Genomic DNA, 14,561 nt, shown 5'->3' with positions numbered 1-14,561 from the left:
TTTGGGTTGTCCCAGATTACACCCATCCCCCATGCGGCCGCCGCGGCACCCGGTCGCAAGCCCGCCGTCGAACGCTCTTAACCCAGCCCCTTCCGTTGACGTCGGCGGCGGGTAACCTAAGGGCAGTAAGTTCACTTACCATCCTTGGAGGCTGACCCCATGACGGACCGGATCGCAGACATCTGGGGTGAACGGACACCCCACGGAAGCGGGCAGCCGTGGCCCCAGCGCGTGGACCAGGTCCTGGCCGAGGGGCTGAGCGAGAGCGACGTGGACCGCTGGGTGCAGTCGGCGTGCGTCCTGTGCAGCAACGGCTGCGGCTGCGACATCGCCGTCAAGGACGGGAAAATGGTGGGCATCCGCGGCCGTGCGGCAGACCGGGTGAACCGCGGCCGGCTGGGACCCAAGGGACTCTACGGCAGCTGGCAGGGCGAGGAGCACCTGGACCGCCTGACCCGCCCGCTGATCAGGGCGGACGGGAAGCTGGTGGAGACGGACTGGGACACGGCCATGGGCCGCATTGTGGAGCGCAGCAAGGAGCTCCTGGCCAGCAAGGGCCCGCTCAGCCACGGCTTCTACACCAGCGGGCAGCTGTTCCTCGAGGAGTATTACGCGCTGGGCGTCCTCGGCAAGGCCGGCATCGGCACGCCGCACATGGACGGCAACACTCGCCTGTGCACGGCCACGGCCGCGGCTTCGCTGAAGGAGTCCTTCGGTGCCGACGGCCAGCCCGGCAGCTACACGGACGTCGATGAGTGCAGCGCCGTCTTCCTGTACGGCCACAACATGGCCGAGACCCAGACAGTGCTGTGGTCGCGCGTGCTGGACCGGCTGGACGGGCCCAATCCGCCGAAGCTTGTGTGCGTCGACCCGCGCGACACTGAAGTGGCCCGGCGCGCCGATGTGCACCTGGCGGTTCATCCGGGCACCAACCTGGCGCTCATGAACGGCCTGGTCCGCGAGCTCTTCGCCAACGGCTGGATCGACGAGGCCTATATCGCCGGGCACACCGCCAACGTGGACCAGCTGCGCAGTGTGGTGGAGCCGTGGACTCCGGAGAAGGTGGCTGAAACCTGCGGCGTGGACGCCGCCGACGTGCGGCGCGCGGCGGAGATCTTCGGCACCGAAGGCAGGGTGCTTTCCACGGTTCTGCAGGGTTTCTACCAGTCAGCCCACGCAACGGCGTCCGCATGCCAGGTCAACAACCTGCACCTCCTCCGCGGCATGCTGGGAAAGCCAGGCTGCGGGCTGCTGCAGATGAACGGCCAGCCCACCGCCCAGAACAACAGGGAATGCGGGGCCGACGGCGACCTGCCGGGCTTCCGTAACTGGGAGAACCCGCAGCACGTGCAGGACCTGGCCCGGCTGTGGAACGTGGACCCGGGCATCATCCCGGACTGGGCCCCGCCGACGCACGCCCTGCAGATCTTCCGCTACGTCGAACAGGGCTCCATTGAACTGCTCTGGATCTCCGCCACGAACCCGGCAGTGTCCATGCCGCAGCTCGAACGCATCCGGCACATCCTGGACAAGGACAGCCTGTTCCTGGTGGTGCAGGACATCTACCTCACCGAGACGGCGCAGTATGCCGACGTCGTCCTCCCCTGCGCCGCGTGGGGCGAGAAGACGGGCACCTTCACCAACGTCGACCGGACCGTCCACCTGTCCGAGAAGGCCGTCGATCCGCCGGGCGAGGCACGGAGCGACCTGGACGTCTTCCTCGACTACGCCCGCCGGATGGGGTTCACGGACAAGGATGGCCAGCCGCTGCTGAACTGGTCGGGCCCCGAGGACGGCTTCGAGGCCTGGAAGGAATGCTCGCGCGGCCGCCCCTGCGACTACACGGGCCTCAGCTACGACAAGCTCCGCGGCGGCAGCGGCATCCAGTGGCCCTGCACTGAGCAGTCCGATGGCACCGAGCATTCCGATGGCACCGGCCAGCCCGCAGGCACCGAACGGCTGTACACCGACGGCGAATTCCCCACCGCGCCGGAGTACTGCGAGTCCTTTGGGCACGACCTCCTCACCGGCGCCACCACCGGCGAAACCCAGTACAAGGCGACGGTGCAGCCGGGGAAGGCGTGGCTCAAGGCCCTCGACTACACCCCGCCGCATGAGGAACCGGACGCCGAGTACCCGCTGCGGTACACCACCGGCCGGACGGCGTACCACTTCCACACCCGGACCAAGACGGGCCGCAGCCGCCGCCTCAACGCCGCCGCACCCGAGCCCTGGATCGAGATGTCCGTCGAGGACGCCGCGCGCGCCGGCTGCCAGGAGGGGGACATCGCCCGGGTGACCTCCCGCCGCGGCAGCCTGGAGGTTCCGGTCCGGGTCGGCGACATCCGGCCGGGCACCGTTTTCGCGCCGTTCCACTACGGATATTGGGACACGGCCGACGGCGGTGCTGCCGCCGGCACCGGGACCGGGGATCCCGCCGTCGTTCTGACGCCCGACGGCGGCCGGCACCGTGCCGCAAACGAACTCACCATCACCGAATGGGACCCGGTGTCCAAGCAGCCGCTGTTCAAGAACGCGGCCGTCCGGGTGGAAAAGCTGCGCAGCGGCGACGGCCCCTCGAAGGCCCCGGACACCACCGCATCCCGCCGCGCAACAGGAGCCCAGCGATGAAACTCCCTGTCTACATCGGCCTGCTGGACGAGGCGGAGGCCACGCTCGCATCGTCGTTCCGGGTGGTGGCGGACGGCCATGGCGACGAGCCCGACGTGCACTTCATCCTGCAGACGTTCGCCAAAAAGTGCGACGCGCACCGGGAGGCGCTGAAGCCGGTCATCGTCCGCTACGGTGAGGACGTCGAGGGCGAGGAGGAGCACCGGCTGACGGCCAGCGGCGTGAGGGAGGTCCGCTCCGGTCCGCTGGCTTTGATGCTGGACCTGCAGGACCTGTACGTGCTGGTCAACCACATCGACGTCACCTGGATGATGCTGGGGCAGGCCGCCAAGGGTGACCGGGACAAGGAGCTCCAGGCCGTGGTGAAGCAGTGCGAAGGCGACTCCGCGCTGGAGATCCGGTGGCTGCAGACAAGGATGAAGCAGGCCGCGCCGCAGGCGCTCCTGGTTGCCGAATGAACCGTCTCTGCCTGATTTGTGGCTGAGCAGCCCCTTACCGCGCCGCGGCGCCCGCCGACGCCTGCCGCGAAAGCCGGGACCACGCGGCAGGGGCCAGCACCACGGCGATACCGACGGCGGCGCCGATCACTGTCTCCACGATCCGGTCCCGGAGCAGGATGCCGGGCGCGGCCGGCGAAACCAGCAGCGTGGAGATCAGCGCCAGCGGCGTCACGAAAACCTGGGCCAGCACGTAGTTGCGGGCAATGAAGAGCTCCGCGCCGAACTGGCAGATGGCGATCACCAGGACCGTCTGCCACGGCACCGGCTGCAGCAGCAGGATCCCCGCCAGCAGGATGAGGCCCAGCACGGTGCCGATGATCCTTTGGACGCCGCGGGCAATGCGGTGCCGCGTGGTGCGGCCCACCAGCGGAACCACCGCCGCCACCATGGCCCAGTAGTTGTGCCCGAAGCCGAGCTGTTGGCCCACGAGGGTGGCGAGCGTGCCGGCCAGCCCCGCGGCCACGAGGTAGCCCACGGCTTCCTGCCCGGCTGCGCGCTTCTCATCCCCGGTCAGCCGGACGGGCGGAGGCATTTCCCACGGCGTCCGGTGGCTCCGCAGCACCCGGGAGGACAGGCCGACGGCCAGGCAGAAAAGCGTGGTCACGGCGGACGCCAGCAGGCACTGCCACAGCGGCGGCTGGCTGGGGATGGACGCGATCGCGGCGAACGCGAAGATGTGGAACAGCGACCCGGCCGGCCGGTGCCGCCACCGGGCGATCACCCATGAGCAGCCGCCTGCCACCAGGGTGGTGGCCAGCACCTGCAGCCAGATGCCCGCCTCCGGGGACAGGCCACCGGCGTGCACCACGCGGGCTGTCAGCGTCGCCAGGAGGATCACCAGGAGCATGAGCGCACCGGCCCGGACCTGGATGAAGAACCGCTTGCGGTGCAGTTCGCCACGGCCGTAGATGCCGGTGAACGCGCCGAACGAGGCGAAGATCGCCAGGTCCAGGCGGCCCAGCAGCACCAGGGTGATCAGCGGGACGAACACGCCAACGGCGCAGCGCATGGCGACGTGATGATCCTTGTTTGCCGGGGCAAGGGTGAACATCTCGGCCAGCAGCTTCACGGGGGAATCGCGCCTTTCGTTGCAGTCTGGAACTGACGACGGCGGCACTGGCGTCCGCTTACCAGTTTAACGGGGGCGGCCCCCGCTTTTCCCGTGGAGGCCGCCTGCTGCGCTGTTGCGTTCGTCTCCCCGGCCGTTTGTGTTTCCCGCCCCCGGGGGTTGTGTGCCGGGTCTACTTGGTGGCGTTGGTGCGCGCGTCCACGGTCACCACTTCGAAGGTCTTGGCGTTCGGCACGCCAAACTTGGCGTTGACGGCGGCGAGGGTGTCATCGAAGAGGGCGGCCGTCGTCGGGATGTTGAAGTGCGGGCTGGTGATGACTTCCCGCAGCTTTGCCGTGGACTCGTGGAAGTTCACGCGCAGCCGGCTGATCTGGTTGGACATGTTCTGCACGGCCCAGACGGTGCTGCCCTTGACCAGGATGCCGTCGACGTTGGGCACGTTCGCGCCGGTGATTTCAGTGCTGTTGCCGGTCCGCGGGCTGACTGTGTACAGCGCAGCGTTGCCCGAGTGGGCCACCACCAGACGGCGGGCGTCGCGGGAGTAGGCGATGCCGTTGAGGTTGAACTGCTTGCTGGTGTCCGCCGCGGGGCCCTTCAGGGCCAGCGTGCGCGCGGTGCCGAGGTCGCCGTCGTCGTCCACCGGAATGAAGTACAGCTCAGCCTGCCGCGAGTTGGTGAACCAGGCGCCATGGTCGGTGAGCGCCACGTCATTGATGAAGGCCTCCTTCTTGGTCAGCTGGTAGGTCTTGACCGTCTTGCCCGTGTCGGTGTCGTACACGTAGGCCTGGCCGGTCGGACCGCCGGCGACGAACAGCAGGTCGTTGGCCCGGTCCACCTTCATGCCCACGGCCACCCTGCCGCTCGGGGCATCGATGAACTTCGTTGCTTTGTCCTTGCGGATGTCGCCGCGGTAAATGTCTCCGGTGACCAGGTCGCCGGCGAAGAATTTATGGCCGCCGGCGGCCGCGATGCCTTCGGCACCCTTGGCCCCGTCCAGCAGGATGACCGGAGCAACTTCCCCCGCACGGGACTGCACTGCCCCGGCCCCTCCGGCCGAGGCGACGGGTGCGGGGACCAGGAGCGCGGCGAGGGCGAGGAACCCTACGGCGGCACGGCGGCGTGTATGACCTGAACTGATGCTGATGGACATGACGGTGCTCTCCACGAGTGGACTCTTCCGTGCGAGCAGGCCGTTGTACGGGAGCTCCGCACGCTGGTCCCTTCAGTGTAGGGAGCAGCCGGGAGGCTGGCCATAGCCCGTCAACACCCCCGATTGCATCCGGGTGAGAATTCGCGGGATCGGAACGTTGGGGCAATCCTGCTGAAACAGCTGCCGGGCAGGCTGGCAGCATGAAGCGCCATGGACCGAAGCCGCACAAGCCGAATTCCGCCGCCTCCGAACTGAGCTGCGAAGTCTGCGGGCAGATGCCGGAGCCAACGAAAACCCGCCTCACGGTGGCCAATGTCGCCGTCATGCTCCCGATCGAACTCCTTGTGCACGCGCTCGTGGTGCAGACGCACCTGCCCTACCTCGCCAAGGTGCTGGTCCTGACGCTGACGGCCACCGTCCTGGTGATCTGGGTGGCCGAGCCGTCGGCCGCGCGGATCCTGCGGCGGTGGCTGCATGCGCCCGCGCTGCGGTACCGGCGGCGCCTCGGCACGGCGCCTGCGCTGTGGCGCGCGAGGACCGTGCTCCGCGACGAGCCCGGTTCCCTGAAGCGGATTACCCGGTCCCTGGCGCTGCTGGACACCAACATCATGGGCATCCACGTTCATCCGGTCCGGGGCGGTGTGATGGACGAGTTCGTGCTGTCCGCCCCCGGCGAAGTCAGCGAACGCCAGCTGCTGGAGGCCCTGGCGGACGGCGGCGGCCGAAGCGCGCAGGTGTGGCCCACCACCGCCCTGGCCATGGCCGACGGGCAGACCAAGGCCCTGAGCCTGGCCGCCCGGATCGCCGCCAGTCCCGGGGAGCTGCCGCTGGCCGTGGCGGAGCTGCTGTCCGCGCGAATCCTTGACCCGGCCAGCGAGTCAGCCCGCCACAGCGCCCAAACGAACAGCGCCCAAACGAGGGGTGCCCAAGCGAGCCGCGCCCAACCCAACGGCGGCCTAATGAACGACGCCGGGACCCTCCTGAAGATCCCGACCGCCTGGCACGGACCCATCACCTTCTTCCGTCCCGGCGAGCCGTTCACGCCGGCCGAGTCGGCCCGCGCCCACCGGCTCGCGGAGCTCGCCGAAATCCTGGCGCACCGGGATGCCCACGGGCCCGCGGAAGCTGAAGGAGCCGGGGACACCCCGGGATCCAGGGCATTCCAGTGAATCTGGCTCATTTCGTGGCCGGGCGGGTCCCCAGCAGCATGTTCAGTCCCCAGCCGATGAGCGTGGTCATGACCACCGCGCCGGCGACGGATACGAGCTGCGGCGGCGTGGTGAGGATGCCGAGACTGATGATCAGCGTGGTCGCTCCTGCGGGCGGATGCGGCACGCCGATCCACGTCAGCACCAACGTCGTCAGCGCCACCGAAAGGACCCCGCTGACCACATGCAGCGGCGTCAGTCCGCCCACGGGAGCCGAGGGCTGGTCCTGCAAGCCAAAGGCGTAGAGGCACAGGGCTCCCGCGAGCAGCCCGACGCCGTGGCCGGCGAGCGCGTTGACCGGCCTCGAGGCCTCCTGCTCAGGGGACTCGAAGAACAGCATCACCGTAGGACCGAGGCTGGGAAAAAGCCACGGGAGATGGAAGAGAACGCCGACGACGCCGCAAAGTCCCAGGACCACGATCACCAGGGCAGCCGCATACACACCCGCCCCGAGCCCGTGCCACTGCCTTTTCATGCGCTCCAGCAAAGAAGCCTGTGCCATCGCCGATCCTTCCGGGTCCCTCAACGTCAGTCCCCCAACGCCCTGAGTTCTCTGTTGTGGTGACCCGTACCCCGACAGCGACAGACTTACCCCCGTTTACAAGCCGTGACTCCACGCGCCAGGATCCCGGCCACTGCAGAACCCGGTGTCAGAACCCGGAGGGGTTACGCGGCGTGTAGCTCTCTTCGAGGCGCCGGATCTCGGATTCGGTCAGTTCAAGCCCGACGGCGGCAGCGGCGTCGTCGATATGGCGTTCCTTCGTCGCCCCGATGATGGGTGCGGTCACCGCGGACTTGGCCGCGCTCCAGGCCAGGGCGATCTGCGCCATCGGCACGCCACGTTCGTCCGCCACGGCGGCGACGGCGTCGACGATGGCTTTGTTCGCCTCCTCGTCCTGCCTGTACAGGCCCTTGCCGAACTCGTCCGTGTCCTTCCGCGGTCCCGATCCGGCGGCACCCCACGGCCGGGTCAGGTTGCCGCGTGCCAGCGGGCTCCAGGGGATGACGCCCACGCCGGTTGCCTGGCAGAACGGGTGCATTTCGCGTTCCTCCTCCCGCTCGAGGAGGTTGTACTGGTCCTGCATGGACACAAACCTGGTCCAGCCGTGCAGCTCCGCCACATGCTGCATTTGGGCGAATTGCCAAGCCCACATGCTCGACGCGCCGATGTACCGCGCCTTGCCGGCCTTCACGACGTCGTGCAGGGCTTCCATCGTCTCCTCGACGGGAGTCACCGGGTCATGGCGGTGGATCTGGTAGAGGTCGACGTAGTCGGTCCCCAGCCGGGTGAGGGACGCGTCGATCTCGTGCATGATCGCGGCCCGGCTGAGGCCGGCCCCGTTGCGGGCCTGGCGCATCCGGCCGTGGACCTTGGTGGCGATCTGGATCTCCTCGCGCGGCGCGAGTTCCTTGAGCAGGGTGCCGGTGATCTCTTCACTCGAGCCGGCCGAGTACACATTGGCCGTATCGAAGGTGGTGATGCCGGCCTCGTAGGCGCGCCGCACGAAGGGCCTGGCTTCGTCCAGGCCCACGCTCCACCCGTGCGACCCCTTCCCCGGGTCGCCGTAGCTCATCATGCCCAGGATGACGGCGCTGATTTCCAGCCCGGAGTTTCCTAGTCGGACCGTCTTCATTGGGTCCTCCCTTCCCTGTCTGCAGTTCCCGCCCGCAGTCACAATTCGTTTTTTCGCGGGCCACGGCCATCTTCCCCGAAAACCCTTGACAGTGTCCCGCGCCACACCTATCGTGAATTTGGGATCCCAAATCGGGATCCCAAATGGCAGGACTGTTCCGCCGGCGCAAAACCACCACGGCCGGCCCAAAGATACCCGCCGAACCGCGGCCGCACCGCCCCACTACATCCCCCATCCCCTGCCCGCACCCTTCCCGCAAAGGAGAAGCTGTGTCTCTCCCAGATACTGAAGCAGTGACAACCCAGGCCCAATCCCCTGAGTCCCGCGGCACCAAGCCCGGCAAGGACGGCGTGCAACGGCGCACAAACGTCCGCTGGAAGCTGTTCCTGCTGCTGCTCGTCCTGGTTTCCGTCAACTACATCGACCGCGGTTCCATCTCGGTTGCGCTGCCCATCATCCAAAAGGAGTTCAACCTCGCCCCGGAGCTTGTGGGCCTGCTGCTCTCCGCCTTCTTCTGGACCTACGCCCTGATGCAGATCCCGGTCGGCTTGCTGATCGACAAGTTCGGCCCCGCAAGGTCATGACCGCCTCCTGCCTGGGCTGGGGCGCGGCAACCGCCGTCTCCGGCATGGCCGGCGGCTTCCTCAGCATGTTCATCGCCCGGCTCGGCATCGGCGTCACCGAGGCAGGCGTCATGCCGGCCGGCGGCAAGCTGAACGCCATCTGGATGCACAGGTCGGAGCGTGGCCGCGGCGCCACCATCCTGGACGCCGGCGCTCCCCTCGGCGCCGGCCTGGGCGGCATCCTGATCGCGGGCCTCATCGCCGCCACAGGCAGCTGGCGCAGTTCGTTTGTCATCGCCGGCGCCGCCACCGTCCTCATGGGCCTTGCCGTCTGGTGGTACGTCCGCGACAACCCCCGCCAGCACCGCGGCGTCAACACGGCCGAGGCCGACTATATCGAGGCCTCCCACGCCGAGGAGGATGCAGAAGCGCAGCGGGAAGGCAGCAAGGGCAAGCGCGCCCTGCTCCCCTACCTGAAGTTCCGCTCCTTCTGGGCCATGTGCTTCGGCTGGCTGGGCTTCAATGGAGTGTTCTACGGCCTGCTCACCTGGGGTCCGCTGTACCTGGCCCAGGCCAAGGGCTTCGACCTGAAAACCATCGGCTGGTCCACCTTCGTGATCTTCGGCGCCGGCTTTGTCGGCGAGATCCTGGGCGGCACCATTGCGGACAAGTGGCGCGCGTCCGGTGCGTCCGCCAACCGCGTCATGCGGACGCTGCTGGGTATCTCCAGCGTCGTCGTGGTGGGCGGTCTCGTCGGGGTGACCGTCGTCGCCGACCCGACCACCGCCGTCGTCCTTCTCTCCGTGGTGATGTTCTTCCTCCGCTGGGTGGGCCTGTTCTGGAGCATCCCGTCCATCCTGGGCGGCCGCACCAACGCCGGTGTCCTCGGCGGGGCCATGAACTTCAGCGGCAACATCTCGGGCTTCGTCACCCCGATCGCCGTCGGCCTGATCGTGGGCGCCACCGGCTCCTACACCTGGGCGCTGCTCTACTTCGTGGGATCCGCCATCATCATGGGGGCCTCCGTGCTTACCCTGAACTACAACAAGCGGCTGCCTGTCTAAGCTGGGCAGCAGGCCCCACCTCCCGCCGGCCGGGAACGCAAAGTCACCAAGAATCCGAATGGAGCACCATGCTTACCGCAGAAGAGACCCAGGACAAGGAACGCCCCCTCCGCGAGGCTGTCCGGGATACGCTCCGCACCCGGATCTTTGAGGGGCACTACGTTCCCGGCACCCGGCTGGTGGAACGCGACCTCGCGGCTGAATTCAATGTTTCCCGGCTTCCCGTCCGGGAGGCGCTGAGGATGCTCCGCCAGGAAGGGCTCATCAGCGACCGCGGCGCCCGGGGCGCGGAGGTCAGCACCCTCAGCGCCAAGGACGTCGAGGACCTCTTCGACGTCCGGCAGTCCCTGGAAGTGCTGGCCTGCCGGCTCGCCGCCACCCGCGCCACGGCCGGGGACCTCGACCGCCTGAAGGGCCTGCTGGATGAGGCCGACCGCTGCCTTGCCAAGGGAGCGGTGATCGAGGCGCACCGCGCCAACAGCGAATTCCACGATGCCATCACCGGCATCGCCGACAACAACTTTCTCAAATCCGCGCTGGAACCGCTGCAGGGCCGCATGCACTGGCTTTTCCGCCACGTCAGCGATCTGCCGGAACTGATCCAGGAACACCGGGAACTCTACGAAGCCATCGCCAGCGGCGACCCCGACCGCGCCGCCGCCCAGTCGGCCTCGCACATCGGCAAGTACCGCGAACAGTTTCCCGAGGACTTCCAGAAGACGGAACCAGCAATTCACCGGAAGAAAAAATGAAGCTTCTCGTCATCAACCCCAACATCAGCGACGACGTCACCGCCCTGATCGAGTCCGAGGCCCGGCGCTCCGCCTCCCCGGGCACCGAACTGGTGGTCCGCACGGCCGGTCACGGCGTCGAATACATCGAAACCCGCTTTGAATCGCTCATCGCTGCCGGCGCCGTCGCCGAGATCATCGCCGAGCATCACGGCCAGGTCGACGGCGTCGTGGTGGCGGCCTTCGGGGACCCGGGGATGCCGGCCCTGAAGGAACTCGCCGACGTGCCGGTCATCGGCATCACCGAGGCGGCCCTCTGCGCCGCCGCCCTGCAGGGACACAGGTTCTCCATCATCGCCATCTCCGACCGGATCCGGCCCTGGTACCTGGACTGCGTCGAGCGCTTCGGCCTCGGCGGCCGGCTGGCCTCCATCCGCTCCATCAACGAGACCCTGAACGCCATCGGCTCCGTGCAGCGGGATTTCAAGGAGACCCTCCTGGCACTGAGCCGGCGGGCCGTCGCGGAGGACGGGGCCGACGTCGTGATCCTCGCCGGAGCGCCCCTGGCGGGGCTGGCCCGGGAACTCCAGGGGCAGATCCCCGTTCCCGTGGTGGACGGCATCTCCGCCGGCATCCGGATGGCGGAGGCCGTGGTGGCGCTCCAGTCCGCCCCGCACCGCGCCGGCGCGTTCGCTCCCCCGCCGGTCAAGGCCCGCAAGGGCCTGTCGGAACATCTCGACGCCGCCCTGACCGCCGCCCAGACGGCGTCGAACGCCGCGGCCCCGTCACACAGCTAGCCCAGCAGCTTCCCTTCCATTCAGCTTCCCAGTCAGGAGGACAACGATGTCCCGCATCCCCCAACTCGTCATCGCCAACGGCACCGTGGTCAACAGTTTTGGCCGCCGGTCCGCCCATGTCGTGGTGATGGACGGCAAGATCAGCCAGCTGGTCGACGCCACGGAACCCGCGCCCGACGCCGAACGCACCATCGACGCCGCCGGCCAGCTGGTGATCCCCGGCGGCGTGGACGGGCACTGCCACGTGGCCCAGGTGACCGGCCGGTTCCGCACCCTGGACGATTACCGGACCACCTCCACAGCTGCCCTGTGGGGCGGCACCACCACCATCATCGACTTCGGCATCCCCCGCGACGCCCGCGAAACCCCGCTCGCCGCCGTGCTCAACAAGAAGGAGCTGGCGCAGGAATCCCGCTGCGATGTGGCCCTGCACGGGTCCGTGATCAGCTGGGACGAGACCGTGCCGTGGCAGCTCGAACAGCTCGCCGCCGAGGGTGTCCGCTCCGTGAAGATGTACACCACCAACCGCGGCACCACCATGGCGGACGGGGACACCATCCTGAAGGTGATGCGTGAAATGGTCCGACTGGACGGGCTCACCTACATCCACGCCGAGCACGACCCCATCATCACCGACTGCACCGAACAGCACGCCGACGACGGCAGGATCGGCATCGAGCACCTGCACCGCACGCGCCCCGAGCTTGCCGAGGAAATCTCGGTCAAGGAAACCCTGGCCATGGCCCAGTACACGAAGGCCCCGGTGTACTTTGTCCACCAGTCCACGCCCGGCGCCGTCGACCTGGTCACCGAGGCCCGGGCCCGCGGCCAGGAAGCCTACTCGGAAACCTGCCCGCACTACCTCACCCTCGATGACACCGTGTACGGCTCGGCCTTCCCGGAGTGGTACGCCTGCTGCCCGCCGATGCGCAGCCCGGAGACGGTCGCGGCGCTGAAGGAGCGGCTGGCCGGCGGCGCCATCCACACCGTCTCCTCGGACCATTCCTGCTACGACCTGACCCAGAAGCGGGAACGCACCGATGACGTCCGCGCCATGCCGCATGGCCTTCCGGGCGTGGAGACCCGCATGCCGGTCACGTTCACGGCGATGGCCGAAGCGGGCAGCGGCGTGGAGGACTTCGTGGAGGTCTTCTCCGCGGGACCGGCGCGCATCAATGCGCTGCCCGGAAAGGGCAGCATCGCCGAGGGCTTCGACGCCGACCTGGTGCTCTTCGATCCCGCGGAACACCGGACGGTGGACGGCAGCGCACTGCACATGGGGACCGATTTCTCGCCCTTCGACGGCCGCACGCTGGCCGGCTGGCCCGCCGTCGTGGTGTCCGCTGGCCGCGTGGTGCTGGATCGGGAGGGCTTCCACGACCCCGGCGCCGTGGGCCGCTTCGTGGCCCGGAACGGCTTCCGCGAACACCTTGCCGCCGCTGCCGGCCTGTCCGCCGCGATCCTCTAGGAGCACCCGATGACCTCAACCCTCCGCCCCGCCAGGATCGGCATGATCGTGCCGTCCTCCAACACCTGCCTGGAACCGCAGAGCTACCGCATCCTGGGCGGCCGCACCGACGTCACCATCCACTTCACCCGGATCCCGGTCACCCGGATCGCGCTGGACGATTCATCGGACAGGCAGTTTGACGCCGCCGTCATGCGCGAAGCCGCAGGGCTGCTGGCGACGGCGGACGTGGACGTGATCGCCTGGAACGGCACCTCGGGCTCGTGGCTGGGTTCCGCGCACGACCGCGACCTGGCCCTGGAAATCACCGACGCCACGGGCATCCCGGCCACGACGTCCACGCTCGCCTACCTGGAGGCGTTCCGGGCGTTCGGCACCGAGCGGATCGGGCTGTTCACGCCATATACACAAGACGTCAACGAGGCCATCATCAGGTCCTATGAGCGGGACGGCATCAAAACCGTCAGCCACCGCTGCCTCGGCCTGAGCGACAACGAGTCCTTCGGCCGGGTCACCGATGACGAGATGCGCCCGGGCTCCCTGGAACTCGCGGCCGACGCTCCGGACGCGCTGATCTACCTCTGCACCAACCTGTACGGCGCCAACATCGCGGCCGAAATCGAGGCGGGCACGGGGATCCCCGTCCTGGACTCGGTGGCCGTGACGCTGTGGCACTGCCTGAAACTTGCCGGCTCCCCCTTGCTCGCACCAAGGTGGGGCAGGCTCCTCGGGGACTGACGCGCCTGGCCACTTAGGCCGGGCCCGGGCACCCCAAGCCCGGGGCGCTCAACGTCCGGAACGGATCTACACCCGGATCGGGTCTACATCCGGACTTTGAGCGCCCCGGGATCCACCCAGATGGAAAGGTGCTTGACGGCGCCCACATGATCGCCGTCAAGCTGGAACTCCTCCTCGTGCTCCAGGGTGACCTCGATTTTCTTGCCCTGGAAGTACTCGGCGGATTCCTTCTTGTTCTTCTTGCGGCCGAAGATGCCCGCCGCAACCCCCAGCCAGCCGAAGTGCCCGCGCGGCGCCAGGATCAGCAGGTCCACGATGCCGTCGTCGATCTTCGCCTCGGGGAAAATCTCGATGCCGCCCATGATCCGGCCGCAATTGCCTGCCATGACACTGCGGATCCGCCGCTTGACCGGATGCTTGTCGTCCACCTGGATGGTGGCCCTGACCGGCTTGCCCGGGAGCTTGCGGATGCCGGCCTCGACGTACGCAAGCCACCCCATGCGGTCCTTCAGCGCGTCCACCGTGTCCGCCATGATCGCGGCGTCATAGCCCACACCGGCCATCACCAGGAAGACGTTCTCGCCGTCGGACCCGTCAAAGGTGGTTCTGGCAACGTCGACCGTGCGATCGGTGCCGTTCAGGACGTCGTAGGCGGCGGATACGGGGTCAGTGATGTCCACGCCCATGTTGCGGGCCAGCAGGTTGCCGGTCCCGAGCGGGACCATGCCCATCGGCGTATCGGTTCCTGCCAGCGCCTCAGCCACGCACCGCACCGTACCGTCGCCGCCGGCGGCAATAACGACGTCGACCCCCGCCGCCAGCGCCTCGCGCGCCTGGCCCACTCCCGGGTCTTCAACGGTGGTTTCCAGCCACAGCGGCTCGGCCCATCCCAGTGTGTCGCACAGCCGGACCAGCGAGGCGCGGAGATCGGCGCCAACATCCTTGGCGGGGTTGACCACCACGGCGGCCCGTGGCGGCGAGGAAGCATTCTGGGCTGTCATGGTGTCC

12 protein-coding genes and 1 pseudogene are annotated in these 14,561 nt (G+C 68.2%); 8 read left to right on the top strand and 5 right to left on the bottom strand.

Annotation, left to right across the window (positions count from 1 at the left end):
* Positions 1-159: 159 nt before the first annotated feature.
* Positions 160-2,631: a molybdopterin oxidoreductase family protein gene (locus ABIE00_RS24145; protein WP_354263125.1), complete on the top strand. Its 2,472-nt coding sequence runs from the start codon at positions 160-162 to the stop codon at positions 2,629-2,631.
* Positions 2,628-3,089: a hypothetical protein gene (locus ABIE00_RS24140; RefSeq protein ID WP_354263124.1), complete on the top strand. Its 462-nt coding sequence runs from the start codon at positions 2,628-2,630 to the stop codon at positions 3,087-3,089. Before ABIE00_RS24145 ends, ABIE00_RS24140 begins: the two co-directional genes overlap by 4 nt.
* Positions 3,090-3,123: 34 nt before the next feature.
* Here the strand turns inward: ABIE00_RS24140 and ABIE00_RS24135 are convergent, their stop codons facing one another.
* Both ABIE00_RS24135 and ABIE00_RS24130 read right to left on the bottom strand, forming a co-directional pair.
* Complete coding sequence (locus ABIE00_RS24135; protein ID WP_354263123.1) at positions 3,124-4,200, bottom strand: FUSC family protein; 1,077 nt, start codon at positions 4,198-4,200, stop codon at positions 3,124-3,126.
* Between the two features lie 172 nt (positions 4,201-4,372).
* Positions 4,373-5,365: an SMP-30/gluconolactonase/LRE family protein gene (locus ABIE00_RS24130; protein ID WP_354263122.1), complete on the bottom strand. Its 993-nt coding sequence runs from the start codon at positions 5,363-5,365 to the stop codon at positions 4,373-4,375.
* 185 nt (positions 5,366-5,550) lie between these two features.
* Between ABIE00_RS24130 and ABIE00_RS24125 the strand changes: the two genes are divergently transcribed.
* Positions 5,551-6,519, top strand: a complete 969-nt coding sequence (locus ABIE00_RS24125; protein WP_354263121.1) for an amino acid-binding protein — start codon at positions 5,551-5,553, stop codon at positions 6,517-6,519.
* Between the two features lie 7 nt (positions 6,520-6,526).
* On the opposite strand, the gene ABIE00_RS24120 is transcribed toward ABIE00_RS24125, so the two are convergent.
* Entirely contained in the window at positions 6,527-7,060 is a 534-nt protein-coding gene (locus ABIE00_RS24120; protein WP_354263120.1) for an HPP family protein, read from the bottom strand.
* A 148-nt stretch (positions 7,061-7,208) separates the two neighbouring features.
* Entirely contained in the window at positions 7,209-8,192 is a 984-nt protein-coding gene (locus ABIE00_RS24115; protein WP_354263119.1) for an aldo/keto reductase, read from the bottom strand.
* 143 nt (positions 8,193-8,335) lie between these two features.
* Between ABIE00_RS24115 and ABIE00_RS24110 the strand changes: the two are divergent.
* The 5 genes and pseudogenes from ABIE00_RS24110 (at position 8,336) to ABIE00_RS24090 (ending at position 13,553) form a co-directional block, all read left to right on the top strand.
* Positions 8,336-9,819, top strand: a pseudogene (locus ABIE00_RS24110) (MFS transporter).
* 68 nt (positions 9,820-9,887) lie between these two features.
* On the top strand, positions 9,888-10,571 hold the full coding sequence (locus ABIE00_RS24105) for a GntR family transcriptional regulator (protein ID WP_354263118.1): 684 nt from the start codon (positions 9,888-9,890) through the stop codon (positions 10,569-10,571).
* A complete protein-coding gene (locus ABIE00_RS24100) occupies positions 10,568-11,347 on the top strand; it encodes an aspartate/glutamate racemase family protein (protein ID WP_354263117.1) in 780 nt (259 codons plus the stop codon). The genes ABIE00_RS24105 and ABIE00_RS24100 overlap by 4 nt, the downstream gene beginning before the upstream one ends.
* A gap of 46 nt (positions 11,348-11,393) precedes the next feature.
* Positions 11,394-12,815: an amidohydrolase family protein gene (locus tag ABIE00_RS24095; RefSeq protein WP_354263116.1), complete on the top strand. Its 1,422-nt coding sequence runs from the start codon at positions 11,394-11,396 to the stop codon at positions 12,813-12,815.
* A 9-nt stretch (positions 12,816-12,824) separates the two neighbouring features.
* A complete protein-coding gene (locus ABIE00_RS24090) occupies positions 12,825-13,553 on the top strand; it encodes a maleate cis-trans isomerase family protein (protein WP_354263115.1) in 729 nt (242 codons plus the stop codon).
* An 83-nt stretch (positions 13,554-13,636) separates the two neighbouring features.
* On the opposite strand, the gene ABIE00_RS24085 is transcribed toward ABIE00_RS24090, so the two are convergent.
* A complete protein-coding gene (locus ABIE00_RS24085) occupies positions 13,637-14,554 on the bottom strand; it encodes a diacylglycerol/lipid kinase family protein (RefSeq protein WP_354263114.1) in 918 nt (305 codons plus the stop codon).
* Positions 14,555-14,561: the final 7 nt, after the last annotated feature.

This window comes from Arthrobacter sp. OAP107, from assembly GCF_040546765.1.
Classification (GTDB): domain Bacteria; phylum Actinomycetota; class Actinomycetes; order Actinomycetales; family Micrococcaceae; genus Arthrobacter.
This window is presented reverse-complemented; position numbering and strand designations above follow the sequence as displayed.

Coding starts and splice junctions, on each gene's coding strand:
- ABIE00_RS24145 (WP_354263125.1), top strand. CDS start 160: ATGACGGACCGGATCGCAGACATCTGGGGTGAACGGACACCCCACGGA.
- ABIE00_RS24140 (WP_354263124.1), top strand. CDS start 2,628: ATGAAACTCCCTGTCTACATCGGCCTGCTGGACGAGGCGGAGGCCACG.
- ABIE00_RS24125 (WP_354263121.1), top strand. CDS start 5,551: ATGAAGCGCCATGGACCGAAGCCGCACAAGCCGAATTCCGCCGCCTCC.
- ABIE00_RS24120 (WP_354263120.1), bottom strand. CDS start 7,060: ATGGCACAGGCTTCTTTGCTGGAGCGCATGAAAAGGCAGTGGCACGGG.
- ABIE00_RS24115 (WP_354263119.1), bottom strand. CDS start 8,192: ATGAAGACGGTCCGACTAGGAAACTCCGGGCTGGAAATCAGCGCCGTC.
- ABIE00_RS24105 (WP_354263118.1), top strand. CDS start 9,888: ATGCTTACCGCAGAAGAGACCCAGGACAAGGAACGCCCCCTCCGCGAG.
- ABIE00_RS24100 (WP_354263117.1), top strand. CDS start 10,568: ATGAAGCTTCTCGTCATCAACCCCAACATCAGCGACGACGTCACCGCC.
- ABIE00_RS24095 (WP_354263116.1), top strand. CDS start 11,394: ATGTCCCGCATCCCCCAACTCGTCATCGCCAACGGCACCGTGGTCAAC.
- ABIE00_RS24090 (WP_354263115.1), top strand. CDS start 12,825: ATGACCTCAACCCTCCGCCCCGCCAGGATCGGCATGATCGTGCCGTCC.
- ABIE00_RS24085 (WP_354263114.1), bottom strand. CDS start 14,554: ATGACAGCCCAGAATGCTTCCTCGCCGCCACGGGCCGCCGTGGTGGTC.